The sequence below is a fragment of the Variovorax sp. Varisp41 genome (assembly GCF_047325085.1).
GTDB lineage: Bacteria > Pseudomonadota > Gammaproteobacteria > Burkholderiales > Burkholderiaceae_C > Variovorax.
This window is the reverse complement of record NZ_CP168540.1, coordinates 709,980-725,359: the sequence shown is the minus strand read 5'-3', so window position 1 is coordinate 725,359 and position 15,380 is coordinate 709,980. Positions and strand designations below refer to the sequence as shown.

The 15,380-nt window shown below is 70.4% G+C and carries 13 protein-coding genes; 6 read left to right on the top strand and 7 right to left on the bottom strand.

What is annotated here, in order from left to right; translation table 11 throughout:
- Window positions 1–3 precede the first annotated feature (3 nt).
- The gene (locus ACEN9J_RS03400; protein WP_413763336.1) at window positions 4–3,108 is read left to right on the top strand and encodes an efflux RND transporter permease subunit; all 3,105 of its coding nucleotides are present in this window, start codon (window positions 4–6) and stop codon (window positions 3,106–3,108) included.
- Here ACEN9J_RS03400 and ACEN9J_RS03395 read toward each other — a convergent pair.
- The 6 genes from ACEN9J_RS03395 to ACEN9J_RS03370 all read right to left on the bottom strand — a co-directional run bounded on the left by ACEN9J_RS03395 (window position 3,105) and on the right by ACEN9J_RS03370 (window position 10,592).
- Window positions 3,105–5,534, bottom strand: coding sequence for a TonB-dependent receptor (locus ACEN9J_RS03395; protein ID WP_413763335.1), 2,430 nt, complete (start codon window positions 5,532–5,534; stop codon window positions 3,105–3,107). The genes ACEN9J_RS03400 and ACEN9J_RS03395 overlap by 4 nt on opposite strands.
- A 126-nt stretch (window positions 5,535–5,660) precedes the next feature.
- Window positions 5,661–6,632 (bottom strand): FecR domain-containing protein, encoded by a 972-nt coding sequence (locus ACEN9J_RS03390; protein WP_413763334.1) that lies wholly within the window; start codon window positions 6,630–6,632, stop codon window positions 5,661–5,663.
- A 61-nt stretch (window positions 6,633–6,693) separates the two neighbouring features.
- Window positions 6,694–7,206 carry a sigma-70 family RNA polymerase sigma factor gene (locus ACEN9J_RS03385; protein WP_296739680.1) on the bottom strand — a complete coding sequence of 171 codons (513 nt, stop codon included), beginning with the start codon at window positions 7,204–7,206 and terminating at the stop codon, window positions 6,694–6,696.
- A 170-nt stretch (window positions 7,207–7,376) separates the two neighbouring features.
- The gene (locus ACEN9J_RS03380) at window positions 7,377–8,897 is read right to left on the bottom strand and encodes a tripartite tricarboxylate transporter permease (RefSeq protein WP_057596501.1); all 1,521 of its coding nucleotides are present in this window, start codon (window positions 8,895–8,897) and stop codon (window positions 7,377–7,379) included.
- A gap of 89 nt (window positions 8,898–8,986) precedes the next feature.
- Window positions 8,987–9,538, bottom strand: a complete 552-nt coding sequence (locus tag ACEN9J_RS03375; RefSeq protein WP_261212756.1) for a tripartite tricarboxylate transporter TctB family protein — start codon at window positions 9,536–9,538, stop codon at window positions 8,987–8,989.
- A gap of 94 nt (window positions 9,539–9,632) precedes the next feature.
- The gene (locus ACEN9J_RS03370) at window positions 9,633–10,592 is read right to left on the bottom strand and encodes a Bug family tripartite tricarboxylate transporter substrate binding protein (RefSeq protein WP_057596503.1); all 960 of its coding nucleotides are present in this window, start codon (window positions 10,590–10,592) and stop codon (window positions 9,633–9,635) included.
- Between the two features lie 198 nt (window positions 10,593–10,790).
- Between ACEN9J_RS03370 and ACEN9J_RS03365 the strand changes: the two genes are divergently transcribed.
- From ACEN9J_RS03365 to ACEN9J_RS03345, 5 genes are all read left to right on the top strand, one after another.
- Entirely contained in the window at window positions 10,791–11,471 is a 681-nt protein-coding gene (locus tag ACEN9J_RS03365; RefSeq protein WP_261212757.1) for a response regulator transcription factor, read from the top strand.
- Entirely contained in the window at window positions 11,468–12,889 is a 1,422-nt protein-coding gene (locus ACEN9J_RS03360; RefSeq protein ID WP_057596505.1) for a sensor histidine kinase, read from the top strand. Before ACEN9J_RS03365 ends, ACEN9J_RS03360 begins: the two co-directional genes overlap by 4 nt.
- A gap of 3 nt (window positions 12,890–12,892) precedes the next feature.
- The gene (locus ACEN9J_RS03355; RefSeq protein ID WP_057596506.1) at window positions 12,893–13,321 is read left to right on the top strand and encodes an RNA-binding S4 domain-containing protein; all 429 of its coding nucleotides are present in this window, start codon (window positions 12,893–12,895) and stop codon (window positions 13,319–13,321) included.
- Window positions 13,322–13,383: 62 nt separating this feature from the next.
- Window positions 13,384–14,190, top strand: coding sequence for a PPK2 family polyphosphate kinase (locus ACEN9J_RS03350; protein ID WP_057596507.1), 807 nt, complete (start codon window positions 13,384–13,386; stop codon window positions 14,188–14,190).
- Between the two features lie 151 nt (window positions 14,191–14,341).
- Entirely contained in the window at window positions 14,342–14,536 is a 195-nt protein-coding gene (locus ACEN9J_RS03345; RefSeq protein WP_413763333.1) for a hypothetical protein, read from the top strand.
- Window positions 14,537–14,599: 63 nt separating this feature from the next.
- Here the strand turns inward: ACEN9J_RS03345 and ACEN9J_RS03340 are convergent, their stop codons facing one another.
- Window positions 14,600–15,268, bottom strand: coding sequence for a hypothetical protein (locus ACEN9J_RS03340; protein ID WP_413763332.1), 669 nt, complete (start codon window positions 15,266–15,268; stop codon window positions 14,600–14,602).
- Between the last annotated feature and the right edge of the window lie 112 nt (window positions 15,269–15,380).

The following is a 15,380-nucleotide window of genomic DNA, read 5'->3' as shown; positions in this document are numbered from 1 at the left end:
GCCATGAACGTTTCCGCCTGGTCCATCCGCAACCCCATCGCGGCGGTGATGCTGTTCGTGCTGCTCACCTTCGGCGGGCTTTTGTCCTTCAACGCGATGAAGGTGCAGAACTTCCCCGACATCGACCTGCCGACCGTCACCGTCTCGGCCTCGCTGCCGGGCGCCGCGCCCTCGCAGCTCGAGAACGACGTCGCGCGCAAGATCGAGAACTCGATCGCCACCGTACAGGGCCTCAAGCACATCACGACCAAGGTGCAGGACGGCGCGGTCACGCTGATCGTCGAGTTCCGGCTCGAGAAGCCGGTGCAGGAGGCCGTGGACGACGTGCGCTCGGCGGTGCAGAAGGTGCGCGCCGACCTGCCGGCCGACGTGCGCGACCCGGTCATCACCAAGCTCGACTTCGCGGCCCAGCCGGTGCTGGCCTTCACCATCGCCTCGAGCCACATGGACGCCGAGGCGCTGTCGTGGTTCGTCGACAACGACGTGAGCAAGAAGCTGCTGGCGCAGCCCGGCGTGGGCGCGGTCTCGCGCGTGGGCGGCGTCACGCGCCAGGTGCACGTGGACATCGATCCCAACAAGCTGCAGGCGCTCGGCGCCACCGCCGCCGACATCTCGCGCCAGCTGCGCCAGGTGCAGGTGGAGAGCGCGGGCGGCCGCTTCGACCTCTCGGGCAGCGAGCAGCCGGTGCGCACGCTCGCCACCGTGACCTCGGCCGACCAGCTCAACGCGATGCAGATCGCGCTGTCGGACGGCCGGCGCGTGCGCCTGGACCAGGTGGCGCGCATCAGCGACACCATCGCCGAGCCGCGCGCGGCCGCGCTGCTCGACGGCAAGCCGGTGGTAGGCTTCGAGGTGGCGCGCAGCCGCGGCGCCAGCGAGGTGGAGGTGGGCGCGCTGGTGCACAAGGCGCTCGACGAGCTCAAGGCCCAGCGCCCCGACATCGAGCTCACCGAGGCCTTCAACTTCGTGGAGCCGGTGCAGGAGGAATACGACGGCTCGCTGCACCTGCTGTACGAAGGCGCCATCCTCGCGGTGCTGGTGGTGTGGCTGTTCCTGCGCGACATGCGCGCCACCTTCGTCTCGGCCGTGGCGCTGCCGATGTCGGCCATCCCGGCCTTCATCGGCATGCACCTGCTGGGCTTCTCGATCAACGTGGTGTCGCTCTTGGCGCTGTCGCTGGTGATCGGCATCCTGGTCGACGACGCGATCGTGGAGGTCGAGAACATCGTGCGCCACCTGCGCATGGGCAAGTCGCCCTACGACGCGGCGATGGAGGCGGCCGACGAGATCGGGCTGGCGGTGATCGCCACCACCTTCACGCTGATCGCGGTGTTCCTGCCCACGGCCTTCATGAGCGGCGTGGCCGGCAAGTTCTTCAAGCAGTTCGGCTGGACCGCCTCGCTCGCGGTGTTCGCCTCGCTGGTGGTGGCGCGGGTGCTCACGCCGATGATGGCCGCCTACCTGCTCAAGCCCATCGTCGACCAGGAGAAGGAGCCGCGCTGGCTGTCGGTCTACATGCGCTGGGTCACCTGGTGCATGACGCACCGCTTCAAGACCATGGTGCTGGCCACGCTGTTCTTCTTCGGCTCGCTGGCGATGATCCCGCTGCTGAAGACCGGCTTCATCCCGCCCGACGACAACTCGCAGACCCAGGTCTACCTCTCGCTCGCGCCCGGCGCCACGCTGGCGCAGACGCAGGCCACGGCCGAGGAGACGCGCCACCGGCTGATGAAGATCCGGCACGTGCGCAGCGTCTACACGACCGTGGGTGGCGGCAGCGCGGGCGGCGATCCGTTCGCGAACTTCGGCACGCCCGAGACGCGCAAGGCCACGCTGACGGTGAAGCTCGACCCGCGCGGCGACCGGCCGCGCAAGCAGGTGATCGAGAACGAGATCCGCCGCGCCCTCGAGACCCTGCCCGGCGTGCGCAGCACCGTGGGCCTGGGCGGCTCGGGCGAGAAGTACATCCTCTCGCTGTCGGGCGACGACCCGGCCACGCTGGTGAGCGCCGCGCGCGACGTGGAGCGCGACCTGCGCACCATCCCCGGCCTGGGCAACATCACCTCGACCGCGAGCCTGATCCGGCCCGAGATCGCCGTGCGCCCCGACTTCGCGCGCGCCGCCGACCTGGGCGTGACCAGCAGCGCCATCGCCGAGACGCTGCGCGTGGCCACCCTGGGCGACTACGACCAGTCGCTGCCCAAGCTCAACCTCGCGCAGCGCCAGGTGCCGATCCTGGTGAAGCTCGAGGACAGCGCGCGGCAGGACCTGGCGCTGCTCGAACGGCTGACCGTGCCCGGCAGCCGCGGCCCGGTGATGCTGGGCCAGGTGGCGCAGCTCACGGTCGAGGGCGGCCCGGCCGTGATCGACCGCTACGACCGCTCGCGCAACGTCAACTTCGAGATCGAGCTTTCCTCGGTCGGCCTGGGCGACGCCAAGAACGCCGCGATGGCCCTGCCCTCGATCCGCAACCTGCCGCCGGGCGTGCGCGTGACCGAGGTCGGCGACGCCGAGGTGATGACCGAGCTGTTCAACAGCTTCGGCCTGGCGATGCTGACCGGCGTGCTGTGCATCTACATCGTGCTGGTGCTGCTGTTCAAGGACTTCCTGCACCCGGTGACCATCCTGTGCGCGCTGCCGCTCGCCCTGGGCGGCGCCTTCGTCGGCCTGCTGCTGGGGCAGAAGGCGCTGTCGATGCCCTCGCTGATCGGCCTGATCATGCTGATGGGCATCGCGACCAAGAACTCGATCCTGCTGGTGGAGTACGCGATCGTGGCGCGCCGCGACCACGGCATGAACCGCTGGGAGGCGCTGCTCGATGCCTGCCACAAGCGCGCGCGGCCGATCATCATGACCACCCTGGCCATGGGCGCCGGCATGGCGCCGATCGCCTTCGGCTGGAGCGCCGCCGACTCGAGCTTCCGCTCGCCGATGGCGATGGCGGTGATCGGCGGGCTGATCACCTCGACGGTGCTGAGCCTGCTGGTCGTGCCGGCGGTGTTCACCTACGTCGACGACATCGAGCACTGGATCCGGCGCACGGTGCGCAGGCTGCGCGGGCAGCCGCCGGATCCGCACATCGACGACGACCTGGCGAAGGCGCCCTAGAAGTCGAAGCTGGCCTGCACTTGCCAGGTCCGCGGCGGCGCCACCGAGATGAAGTTGCGCCCCGCGATGGTCCAGTAGCGGTCGTCGAGCAGGTTCGAGATGCCAGCGCGCCAGGTGGTGGCCACGCCGTTCACGCGCGTGGCGTAGCGCGCGCCGATGTCGATGCGCTTCCACGAGGGCACGCGCTGCGTGTTCGCGAGGTCGACCCAGGCGCTGTCGGTGTAGATGTAGCGGCCGGTCAGCGTGAGGCCGGGCACGGCCGGCACGTCGTACTCCAGGCCGAGATTGGCGGTGAACTCGGGCACGCCGATGGCCTTCTTCCCGTCGCTCGCGCCGCCCGCGGTCTTCGACATGCGCGCATCGATCCAGGCCACGCCGCCCAGCAGGCGCAGGCCCTTGCCGATCTCGCCGAAGCTCTCGATCTCCACGCCCTTGTTGCGCTGCAGGCCGGCGGCGCGGAAGAAGTTGTCGCTGTCGACGAAGGCCGTGGCCTTGCGGATGTCGAAGTACGCGACGGTGAGGCCATGGCTGCCGCGGTCCCACTTGAGGCCGAACTCGTGCTGGCGCGACAGATAGGGCGCGAGCTGCTCGCCCGCGTTGCGCGCGCCGGCCGGCGCCACCGCGCCCTGGGCCAGCGATTCGGCGTAGTTGCCGTAGACCGAGATGCCGTTGTCGAACCTGTAGAGCGCGGCCACCGTGGGCGTGGTCTTCGACTGGTCGTAGGGCAGCTTCCTGATGCGCTGGTGGCGCGCGCCCAGCGTGACGAACAGGCGATCGTCGAAGGCCGAGATCGTGTCGGCCACCGCGAGGCTGTCGAGGTCGAGCGCCGGGCTGTCGACGCCCTGCACCACCGGCACGCCGAAGGCGAAGGGATTCGGCACCAGGTTCGGCGTGTAGATGCTGCCGACCACGCGCTGGGGCAGCGGCAGCGACTGCGAACGCATGTCGAGCAGCTGCTGGCGCTGCGACACGGCGCTGAGCGCGAGCTTGTGCTTGGTCGCCCCGAGTGAGAAGCTGCCGCGCACGCCGACGTCGGCCACCTGGTTGGACTGCGTCCACAGCAGGCTCGAGGCGCTGCTGTAGTTGACCTGGCCCAGGCCGTTGATGGTGGTCTGGTCGATGTAGCGGCGCTCGGGCGCGGTCTCGCGCAGCTTGCCGAAGCGCGCATAGGCGGTCCAGTTGTCCGCGAAGTCCCACTCGGTGCTCAGCAGCGCGAAGGGCTGGCGCACCTCGAGCATCTCCCACGAGGGCTTGGGATGCACCTTGGGATCGGGCGGCGGCGGCAGCGCGGCACCGGCCTGCAGCAGCCAGTGGTTGAACAGCGGCGACGAGGTGCGCCGCGTGTAGCCGGCATCGAGCACGGCACGGAAGCGGTCGCCGCGGTAGTCGAGCGCGATCTGCGCCGCGGCCAGGCGCCGGTCGGCGCCGTCGTAGACCCGGCCGTCCTCGGCACTGAGGTTGATGCGCGCGCCGAACTGGTGGTCGGCGCCGAAGCGCTGGCCCAGGTCGACATGGGTGCCGAGCAGCGAGCGCTGGTTGGCCGACAGCGTGATCGAGCGCACCGGCGTGTCGGTGGCGCGCTTGGGCACCAGGTTGAAGCTGCCGCCGGTGGTGCTGCCGTAGCCCGAGGCGCCGACCAGCCCGGCCGCCGGCCCCTTGAGCACCTCGAGGCGCTCGTAGTGCTGGATCGGGATGTTGCTGTACGCGAAGAGGCCCTCGAGGCCGTCGAACAGGTAGGCGTCGCTGTTGGTGAGGAAGCCGCGGATCGAGCTCTGGTCGAGCGGCGAGGTGGCCGACAGACTGGTGCGGATCGAGGGATCGTTGGCCACCATGTCGTTGACGTTGCGCGCGCCCTGGTTGCGGATCAGCTCGGCCGTGTAGGCCTTGGTGCTGAACGGCGTCTCGAAGATGTCGGCCGTGCCCAGCATGCCGAGCCGGCCGCCGCGCGCCACCTGCCCGCCCGCGTAGGGCGCCGCGAGCACGTCGGCCGCGGGGCCGGCGGCCGTGACCGTCACCGGCGCCAGCGCCGCGCCGCCGGCGCCGGGGACCACGGGCGCGCGCGTCTCCACGCGGCGCAGCGAGAAGCCGCCGCCCTGGCGCGGCACGGCCTCGAGCGCGCTGCCGGCCAGCAGCGCGGCCAGGCCGCTCGCGATGCCGTGGCGGCCCTCGAGCCCGCGCGTGACGGCGCCCGCGACCAGCGCCGGGTCGTAGCTGAGGTTGACGCCCGCGCTGCGCGCGAAGCGGTCGAGCGCGGCATCGAGCGGGCCGGCGGGCACGCTGAAGCTGCGGATCTCGTCGGGCGCCTGCGCGCGCGCCGCCTCGGGCAGCGCGGCGGCGGCGAACACGGCCAGGGCCAGCGCGGCATGCAGCGCCGTGTGCAGCGCGAAGGTCGGCGCGCCGGCGGCGCGGAATCGGGAAAGGCTCATGGGTCTGGACAGGCTCGAAGGATGGAAGGCGCTCGTCGCCGAGCGGGTTCATCCAGGAGGTCGGACGAGAAACTCGATCCCCTCAGTTTTTTCGCGTCGTCCTCGAAATTTTTCTGAAAGGCCCGCTCAGGCCGGCGGGCCGACCGACACCCAGTAGCGCGTGCGCAGCCGCACCGAGATCGGCTGCGTCTGCGCGAGGAACTGCAGCGCGCGGTCGCTGTCGCGCACATGGAACACGCCCGAGACGCGCAGCTCGGCCACGGCCGGATCGCACAGCACCACGCCATGGCGGTAGCGGCCGAGCTCGGCCAGCAGGTCGGCCATGCGGATGTTCCGGCCGGCGATCACGCCGTCGACCCAGCCGTCCTCGTCGAAGCCGCGGCTGGCGGCCGGCGAGCTGCCCGATTCGGCGAGCCAGCGGCTCTGGCCCGCCTGCACCACGGCCTCGGCCGGACCGTCGCCCGGGTGCAGCGCCACCGCGCCCTGCTGCACGCTGACGCGCGCGCGCCGTTCGTCGATGCGCACCACGAAGCGCGTGCCCAGCGCCTGCATGCGGCCGAACGGCGTGTAGACCCAGAACGGGCGCTTCGCTGCGGCGCCGGCATCGTCGCCGGTGCTGACCATGATCTCGCCGCGCCGCAGCACCACGAGGCGGCGCTCGCCGTTCAGGTCGGTGCTGACCGCGCTGTCGGTGTTGAGCTCCAGCGTCGTGCCGTCGGCCAGCCGCAGGGTGCGCTGCTCGCCGGTGCCGGTGCTGGCATCGGCCAGCAGGCGCTGCCAGGGCGCGTGCTCGCGCAGCAGCCAGCCCGCGCCCAGCGCCACGCCGGCCAGCGACAGCAGCTTGAGCGCGGCACGGCGGCCGCGCTGCTGCCGGTGCAGCTGCGCGGCCTGCAGGGTGTCGCGCGCGGGGCCCGCCGGCATGCCGGCAAAGCCGCGCCGCAGGTCGCCGACGCGCTGCCAGGCCTGCGCATGGCGCGGATCGGCCGCCAGCCATTGCGCGTGCGCGCGCCGCATCTTCGGGGTGGGTTCGCCATGGGCCAGCCGCACCGACCACAGGATGGCGGCGTCGATCACGCTGTCGGGCAAAACAGTGCTCATCGAAATACCTTCGTGCTTCGCACTGCGGTGCGAGCTTGCTTGGGGCGGCCCGGCGCGGCGCTCATGCCTCGAAGCGGAACGCGTAGCAGGCGCGCAGCGCCTTCGCCACGTAGCGCTCGGCCGTGGCCAGCGACACGCCCAGCCGCTCGCCGATCTCGCGGCAGCTCAGGCCGTCGAACTGGGCCAGCAGGAAGGCCGTGCGCACGGCGGGCTTGAGCGTGTCGAGTATGCGGTCGATCTCGACCAGCGCCTCGAGGATCAGCAGGCGCTGCTCGGGCGAAGGCGCGGTCGCCTCGGGCATTTGCGCCAGCGTTTCGAGCCAGGCCTGCTCGAGCTCGCGGCGACGCCAGTGGTCGATCACCAGGCCGCGCGCCACCGACGACAGGTAGGCGCGCGGCTCCTTCATCGCGACCGGTTCCCTGCGCGCCAGCAGGCGGATGAAGACGTCGTGCGCGAGGTCCGCCGCATCGAAGGCATTGCCCAGGCGGCGGCGCAGCCAGCCCTGCAGCCAGCCGTGATGGTCGCTGTACAAGCTTCGGACTTCCTGCTGCAAGGCGGATTCGGCCGCGGCCATGGCACTCCTCCAACGAGTGCCGGGCACCCATCAACGAATAAGAATGCTTCTCATTTTATGGAATTTGGCCGGCTTCTGAAACCGTTCGTGTGCGCGCACAGGGCGGCAACCCAAAGAAAAAGCGCCGCGGGCATAGCTGCCCGCGGCGCTGTGTAGGTTGGCGACCGGCCTCAGCCCGAGGCCGCCAGCCGCGCCAGCTTCTTCTCGCTCATGCGCTTGGCCACGCGCGGCAGCACCAGCACGGCGAGGATCACGACGATGATCACGATCGATTCGGGCCGCTGGAAGAACACCACCGGGCTGCCCTGCCCCATCGCGATGGCGTTGCGCAGGTTGGCCTCGGCCAGCGGGCCCAGGATCATGCCGACCACTACCGGCGCGGTCGGGAAGTCGAAGCGCCGCATCACCACGCCCAGCAGGCCGATGGCATAGAGCAGGAACAGGTCGAAGGTGTTCTGGCGCATGCCGTAGGCACCGACGGTCGCGAAGATCAGGATGCCGGCATAGAGCTGCGGCTTCGGGATCTTCAGCAGCTTGACCCACAGGCCCACCATCGGCAGGTTCAGCACCAGCAGCATGAGGTTGCCGATGTAGAGCGAGGCGATCAGCGCCCAGACCAGCGCGGCCGAAGTGGTGAACAGCTGCGGGCCCGGCTGGATGCCGTAGTTCTGGAACGCACCCAGCATGATGGCCGTGGTGTTCGAGGTCGGGATGCCGAGCGTGAGCAGCGGGATCAGCGCCGCGGTCACGGTGGCGTTGTTCGCGGCCTCGGGACCGGCCACGCCCTCGATCGCGCCGACGGTGCCGAACTCCTTCTTCGCTTCCTCGTCCTTCGCGAGCTTCTTCTCGGCGGCGTAGCTCAGGAAGGTCGGGATCTCGGTGCCGCCGGCCGGGATGCAGCCGAAGGGCGTGCCGATGGCCGCGCCGCGCAGCCAGGCCGGGATCGAGCGCTTCCAGTCGCGCCCGGTCATGTGCACCCGGGTCAGCTTGTTCTGCCCCTCGACCACGCGGCCTTCGTAGAGCACCGCGTAGAGCACCTCGGCCACCGCGAACAAGCCCACGGCCACCAGCACGATCTCGATGCCGTCGAGCAGCTCGGGCATGTCGCCGGTGTAGCGGCCCTGGCCCGAGATCTGATCGAGGCCGACGCAGCCGATCGCCAGGCCCGCGAACAGCGCCGTCATGCCGCGCAGCGTGCTCTTGCCGAGCACCGCGCTCACGGTGGTGAAGGCCAGCAGCATCAGCAGGAAGTACTCGGGCGCCGCGAGCCGCACCGCGTAGTCGGCCACGAAGGGCGCGAACAACGTGACGACCACGGTGGCGATGGTGCCGGCGACGAAGGAGCCGATGGCCGCGGTGGCGAGCGCCGCGCCCGCGCGGCCGCTCTTGGCCATCTTGTTGCCCTCCATCGCCGTCACCATGCTGGCGGTTTCGCCGGGCGTGTTGAGCAGGATCGAGGTGGTCGAGCCGCCGTACATGGCGCCGTAGTAGATGCCCGAGAAGAAGATCATCGAGGCCGTGATGTCGACCTTGCCGGTGATCGGCAGCAGCATCGCCACCGCCACCGCGGGGCCGATGCCGGGCAGCACGCCGACGGCCGTGCCCAGGGCGCAACCAATGAGGCACCACAGCAGGTTGATCGGGGTGATCGCGGCCGCGAAGCCGGCCAGGAGTGCGTTGAAGATGTCCATGTCAGGCCTCCCGCTGGGCCGCCCCGAGGGAGGCCTGCGCCCCCTCGGGGGGCAGCGAATACACGAAGTGATGAGCGTGGGGGTTCATGTCAGATCCACCCTGTGGCAGTGAGGCCCGGCAGGCTGATGGCCAGGAACTTGGTGAACATCCAGAACACCGGCGCCGAGATCGCGGCGCCGGTCAGGAAGTCGACCACCCAGGTGCGCGCCGAACCGGCGGCCGGCTGGCCGCTCGCGCGGCGCAGGCCCTGCACCGCGAGCAGGTAGCACAGCGCGCAGCTCAGGATGAAGCCGATGGTGGTGATCAGCGCCGCGTTGAGCAGCAGCCCGGCCGAGACCCACACGAAGCCGGGCCAGTAGGCGCGGTCGCCGCCCGAGGGCGCCTCGAGTTCGCGAAAGCCGCCGCTGCGCGCCTCCCAGGTGATCCAGGCGCCGCAGACCATCAGCACGATGGACACCAGCCAGGGCAGGAAGTTGGGCCCGACACCGCCATAGCCGGCTTCGGAGGAGATGCCGATCGCGCCGAAGGCCAGCGCCGCGCCGGTCAGCAGCACGCCGATGCCGACGGCGGTTTGAGGCCAGGGCGCGGCGGGGGGGGCGCCCGCTTCGGGCGGCGCCATCGAGGGATGTGGTGTTGTCATTTCTGCTCCCGGATTCGAGCGAGACGGGCTGGATTTGAAAACGGCACGCTGTCGTGAGTGACAGCGCGCCGTGTGGGCTGGGCAGAGCGGGCGCTCAGACCATGCCGGACTTGGCCATGATGGCGCGCAGGCTCGCGAAGTCGTCGTCGACGAACTTGGTGAAGGCGTCGCCCGAGATCACGGCCGGCGTCCAGTCGTTCTTCTTGAGCGACTCGGCCCACGAGGCGCTCTTGAGCGCGGCCAGCACCATGTCGGTCAGGGCCTTGCGCTGCTCGGCGCTGATGCCGGGCGCGCCGTACACGCCGCGCCAGTTGCCGATCTCGACGTCGATGCCCTGCTCCTTGAGCGTGGGCACGTTGATGCCGGGCAGGCGCTGGGCCGAGGTGACGGCGATGGGCTTCATCTTGCCGGCCGCGATGTATTCGGCGAACTCGCTGTAGCCGCTGCCGCCGATGGTGACGTTGCCGCCGAGGATGGCCGCGGTGGCCTCGCCGCCGCCACGGAAGGCCACGTAGTTGATCTTCGAGGGATCGGCGCCGACCTTCTGCGCGATCATGGCCGCGGCGATGTGCTCGGTGGAGCCGCGCGAACCGCCGCCCCACTTGACGCTGCCCGGGTCCTTCTTGAGCTGCTCGACCACGTCCTTCATGGTCTTGAACGGCGAGTTCGAGGGCAGCACGAAGACGTTGTATTCGGTGGTCATGCGCGCGATCGGCGTGGCCTGCTCGAGCTTGACCGGCGGCTTGCCGGTGATGATGCCGCCCAGCATGACCGAGCCCATGACCATCAGCGCGTTCGGGTCGCCCTTGGAGCCGTTGACGAACTGGGCCAGGCCCAGCGCGCCGGCGGCGCCGCCCTTGTTGTCGTAGGCCACCGTGTCGGCCACCTTGGCATCGGTCAGTGCCTTGCCGAGCGCGCGACCCGTGGTGTCCCATCCACCGCCGGGGTTGGCGGGAATCATCATCTTGACGTTGGCGGCGGCACGCGCCGACAGCGGCAGCGCGCCAGCGGCGGCCAGCGCGGCCAGGGACTTCAAAAAGGTATCGCGACGCATCGTTGGTGTCTCCTGAGGGGAAAGAACGGAACCTGACTAGGACCTGAGCCGCTATCATGCGCCGCCCCGCTGTCAGTTGGCTGTCCGGCGGACTGGGGAAAACACCGAAGCCCGCTCCCCGCCCCGAGCCCTCTTCCAGGCCCACTTCCGAGTTCCTTTCCAAGCCTTGCGCGCGCGCCCCGCCGGCCGCCCCGATCCATGAAGTTGCTGCTGGTCGAAGACGATCCCTCGATGCAGGTCACGCTGCAGCGCAGCCTCGCGCGTAGCAAGATCGACGTGCGCGTGTGCGGCGACGGCGCGCTCGCGCTCGCGCACTGGCGCGCGGTCGAGCCCGACGTGGTGGCGCTCGACCTGAGCCTGCCGAACCTCGACGGCCTGCAGGTGCTGGCGCAGGCGCGCGCCGAGGGCCTGCGCACGCCCGTGCTGCTGCTGACCGCGCGCGGCACCGTGGGCGACCGCATCGTCGGCCTGAACGCCGGCGCCGACGACTACCTGCCCAAGCCCTTCGACCTCGACGAGCTCGAGGCCCGCATCCGCGCGCTGCGCCGGCGCAACCAGAACGCCGGGCCCGACCCGGTGCTCAACCCGCAGGAGGTCGGCGGCCTGCGCTTCGAGCCCGACAGCGGCGCCATCTACCACCGCGCCGAGGTGCTCGAACTCACGCCGCGCGAACTCGCGCTGCTCAAGGCGCTGATGATGAAGCCCGGCCATGCCGTCACCAAGGAACGGCTGTTCGAGCTCGTGTTCCCCGGCGAGACCGACGTGCAGTACGAGGCGGTCGAGGTGGTGGTGTACCGGCTGCGCAAGAAGCTCGTGGGCACCGGCGCCGCGCTGATGACGCTGCGCGGGCTCGGCTACCTGCTTCGCGCGGAGTCATGACGACCAACCTGTCGCTGCGCGCGAGGCTGCTGTTCGGCATCCTCGCGCCGGTCGCGCTGCTGATCGTGATCAACAGCGTGAGCCTCTACCGCCAGAGCCTGGCCGCCGCCACCACCGCCTACGACCGTACGCTGCTCGCCTCGGCCAAGACCATCGGCGAGCAGCTCGACGTGGCGGGCTACGACGAGCAGGCCGAGCTGCGCGCGATCGTGCCCTACTCGGCGCTCGAGGCCTTCGAGGCCGACAACCGCAGCCGGCTCTTCTACCGCGTCTCCACGCTGCACGGCGAGATGATCTCGGGCTTCGCCGAGCTGCCGTTCTGGCACGGCCGCATTCCCGATCGCACGCCCTACGCCGCGCTGGTCGACTTCTACGACGCGCGCTTTCGCGACCAGCCGGTGCGCGTGGCGGTGCTCTTGCAGCCGGTGGCCAGCGCGCGCGGCCGCGGCATGGCCGTGGTGCAGGTGGCCGAGACCCTGGAGCTGCGCGAGACCCTGGTGCGCAAGCTGCTGCTCGACACGCTCTGGCGCCAGCTGCTGCTGATGGGCGTGATCGCGGCCGTCACCGTGTTCGTGGTGCAGCGCGCGACCCGGCCGGTGCGCCAGCTCGGCGAGGCGATCGAGCGGCGCGCCGCCGACGACCTGTCGCCGATCGACGCGCCCGATGCGCCGCGCGAGCTGCGTCCGCTGATCGATGCCACCACCGAGGTCATGGGGCGGCTGCAGCGGCTGCTCGACCACCAGAAGCGCTTCGTGCGCGACAGCGCGCACCAGTTGCGCACCCCGCTGGCGGTGCTCAAGGCGCAGGTGCAGTCGGCCCGGCGCGGCGACCTGGCGCCCGAGCAGGCGCTGGTCGAGATCGCCCAGACCGTGGACCGCGCCACCGCGCTGGCCAACCAGATGCTGTCGCTGGCCAAGGTCGAGCAGTTGCGCCAGCAGCCCGAGTCGGTGCGGCTCGACCTGGCCGAGGTGGCGCGCCAGATCGTGCTCGACTTGTCGCCGCTGATCGCCGACAAGGCGCTCGACTTCGAGCTCGATGCCGATCAACCCGTGCCGGTGCGCGCCCACCGCTGGATGCTGCAGGAGCTCACGCGCAACCTGCTGCACAACGCGATCAAGCAGACGCCGGCCGGGGGCGCGCTCTCGGTGGCGGTGCGCGCCGAGGCCGGCGAGGCGATGCTGCGGGTGCGCGACAGCGGCCCGGGCATCTCCGCCGAGTTGCGGCGGCGGCTGTTCGCGCCCTTCTCGGCCGGCGACAGCGCCAGCGGCTCGGGCCTGGGCCTCGCGATCTGCCGCGAGATCGTGCTCGCGCTCGACGGCCGGATCGCGCTCGACAACCGCACGGGCCCCGACACGCGGGACAATATCGCCGGGCTCGACGCCGTCGTGCACCTGCCCCTGGACCGGCACACCTCCTGATTTATGGATCGTCTTCGCATCGACAAATGGCTTTGGGCCGCCCGCTTCTTCAAGACCCGCTCGCTGGCGGCCGAGGAGATCGGCAAGAACCGCATCCTGGTGAACGGCGACGTCGCCAAGGCCTCGCGCGAGGTCAAGGTCGGCGACGCGGTCGCGATGCGGCTCGGCCCGCTGACGCGCACCGTCACCGTGCGCGGCCTCAGCGGCCAGCGCGGCCCGGCGCCGGTGGCCCAGCAGCTCTACGAGGAAACGCCCGAGAGCCTGGCGGCGCAGGCCGCCTTCCGCGAGCAGCGCCGCATGGGCAGCGAGCCCGCGCTCGCCATCGAGCAGGGCCGCCCGACCAAGCGCGACCGGCGCGTGCTCGACGACGCGGCGCGCCATGCCGAGTGGGACAGCCGCTGGAGCGCCTCGATCGATCCCGACGAGCGCTGACAGCCACGGCGCGCGCATCGCGTACCCTGTGGCCTTCGTTCATTCAACGGAGACCGCAGGCCATGGCCAGCTTCAAGAAGTACCGCGTCGGCAGCAAGTTCCAGCTTTCCCGCATCGATCCCGGCGACACGCCCTTCCTCAAGGGCAACGAGGCCGCACAGCGCGACCGCCTCGACGCCCTGGCGATCGAGCTCGACGAGCTGCAGAACCTGCTGCATGCCGAAGGCCGCCGCAAGCTGCTGGTGGTGCTGCAAGGCATGGACACCAGCGGCAAGGACGGCACCGTGCGCTGGGTGTTCTCGCGCACCTCGCCGCTGGGTGTGCGCGTGAGTGCCTTCAAGGCGCCCAACGACGAGGAGCGCGCGCACGACTACCTGTGGCGCTGCCATGCCGTGGTGCCGCGCACCGGCGAGGTCATGGTATGGAACCGCAGCCACTACGAGGACGTGCTGGTGCCGGTGGTCGAAGGCTGGATCGACAAGGCCGAAACGAAGCGCCGCTACGCGCAGATCGAGGACTTCGAGCGCCTGCTCGTGGAGACCGGCACCACCATCGTGAAGTGCATGCTGCACATCGACAAGGAGGAGCAGCGCCAGCGGCTGCAGGCGCGCATCGACACGCCCGGCAAGGAATGGAAGTTCAGCATGGCCGACCTCGAGGTGCGCACCAAGTGGGATGCCTACCAGCGCGCCTACGACAAGGCGCTGGCCGCGACCTCGAGCGCGCATGCGCCCTGGCACGTGATCCCGGCCAACAGCAAGCGGCACCGCAACCTCATGATCGCCGAGCTGCTGGTGAAGACCCTGCACGAGATGGACCTGAAGCCGCCGCCGGCCGACCCCGCGCTGCGCGGGCTGGTCGTGAACTGAGCTGCACGCGCTCAAGGGCCGAGCGCCCGCGCGCGGACTGCGCGAGCGCCTACGCGGCGCCGTCACCGAAGCGAACTAAGGTTCCACCGTGCGGATCGAAGCCTCTGCGACGGTGCTTCGCCGCGCATCCACTCCCATGAAGGACTCCAACATGAAAAAGACCCTCTTCATCCTCGCGGCCGCTCTCGGCCTGCTCGCTTCCTCCGGCGCCGCCATGGCGCAGCCGCATCCCGGCCCGGGCTACGACCGGCCGCACATGGCGCCGGTCCACCGCAAGCACAAGGTCTGGGTGCCCGCGCATCGCGAGCATGGCCGCTACGTGCGCGGTCACTACGTCTGGCGTTGAGCCTGACCCAAAGAACAAGCGGCGCTCGAGGCGCCGCTTTTTCTTGGCCGGCGGGAAGCCGCCTCAGGAGCGCCGGACCGGCGCCTGCGCCAGCACGCGGCACTGGCCGAACTCGCAACGCACGGCCCAGGTGCCGCCGTTCTCGCAGGGCACGGCATAGGCCTCGTAGCCCGGGCCCTTGGCCGTGAGTTCGGCGCGCGGCTGCAGGTTGCAGCGGCCGTTCTTCGCGATCCGCTCGACGTTGTAGGTGTCGACGCCGGTGCGCCGCGGCGCGAACGACTCGACCGGCGAGTAGCCGTAGGCATAGAAGCTGTCGCGCACGTTCGGGTCGAGGTTGCGGTAGCCGCGCTTGGCCATGCAGTGCACGACGGCGATCTGCTGGTGCTCGGCGATCACCGACTCGGGCGGGCGCGAGTTCATGTCGACGATGACGGCGGCGAGGCCGGTCCAGGCCGCGGCGCCCGCGATGCCCTGGCCGTGCACCGTGATCAGGCCCAGGCCGAAGGCGGCCCACATCCAGTCGTTGTCCTCGTTGCGCGCGGTGATGCGCGTGGCGGCCGTGCGGCATTCGGCCACGTCGGCGTCGTAGCGGACACGGTCCACGCCTTGCATCGCGACCTTCGGCACGTAGGACAGGCCGCGGCCGGTTCCGGGCTCGGTCGGCGTCGGCGGCGTGCTCACGCAGCCGGCCAGGGCCACGACCGCGCACGCAAGGCTCAACAGCAGCTTCATGGGATCCCCTCGTCCTCTACTTCGCGTAAGTTGCGGCGGATTTAACCATACATAAAGTTACTTTTGCATCGCCTCGTTGCGGATCAGCGACGCGTGCGTGCCGCGCTCCTAC

Bases quoted from the DNA above. Each gene is read 5' to 3' on its own strand.
- ACEN9J_RS03340 (WP_413763332.1), bottom strand. From the start codon at position 15,268: ATGAAGCTGCTGTTGAGCCTTGCGTGCGCGGTCGTGGCCCTGGCCGGC.
- ACEN9J_RS03365 (WP_261212757.1), top strand. From the start codon at position 10,791: ATGAAGTTGCTGCTGGTCGAAGACGATCCCTCGATGCAGGTCACGCTG.
- ACEN9J_RS03370 (WP_057596503.1), bottom strand. From the start codon at position 10,592: ATGCGTCGCGATACCTTTTTGAAGTCCCTGGCCGCGCTGGCCGCCGCT.
- ACEN9J_RS03355 (WP_057596506.1), top strand. From the start codon at position 12,893: ATGGATCGTCTTCGCATCGACAAATGGCTTTGGGCCGCCCGCTTCTTC.
- ACEN9J_RS03385 (WP_296739680.1), bottom strand. From the start codon at position 7,206: ATGGCCGCGGCCGAATCCGCCTTGCAGCAGGAAGTCCGAAGCTTGTAC.
- ACEN9J_RS03375 (WP_261212756.1), bottom strand. From the start codon at position 9,538: ATGACAACACCACATCCCTCGATGGCGCCGCCCGAAGCGGGCGCCCCC.
- ACEN9J_RS03380 (WP_057596501.1), bottom strand. From the start codon at position 8,897: ATGGACATCTTCAACGCACTCCTGGCCGGCTTCGCGGCCGCGATCACC.
- ACEN9J_RS03400 (WP_413763336.1), top strand. From the start codon at position 4: ATGAACGTTTCCGCCTGGTCCATCCGCAACCCCATCGCGGCGGTGATG.
- ACEN9J_RS03345 (WP_413763333.1), top strand. From the start codon at position 14,342: ATGAAAAAGACCCTCTTCATCCTCGCGGCCGCTCTCGGCCTGCTCGCT.
- ACEN9J_RS03360 (WP_057596505.1), top strand. From the start codon at position 11,468: ATGACGACCAACCTGTCGCTGCGCGCGAGGCTGCTGTTCGGCATCCTC.
- ACEN9J_RS03390 (WP_413763334.1), bottom strand. From the start codon at position 6,632: ATGAGCACTGTTTTGCCCGACAGCGTGATCGACGCCGCCATCCTGTGG.
- ACEN9J_RS03350 (WP_057596507.1), top strand. From the start codon at position 13,384: ATGGCCAGCTTCAAGAAGTACCGCGTCGGCAGCAAGTTCCAGCTTTCC.
- ACEN9J_RS03395 (WP_413763335.1), bottom strand. From the start codon at position 5,534: ATGAGCCTTTCCCGATTCCGCGCCGCCGGCGCGCCGACCTTCGCGCTG.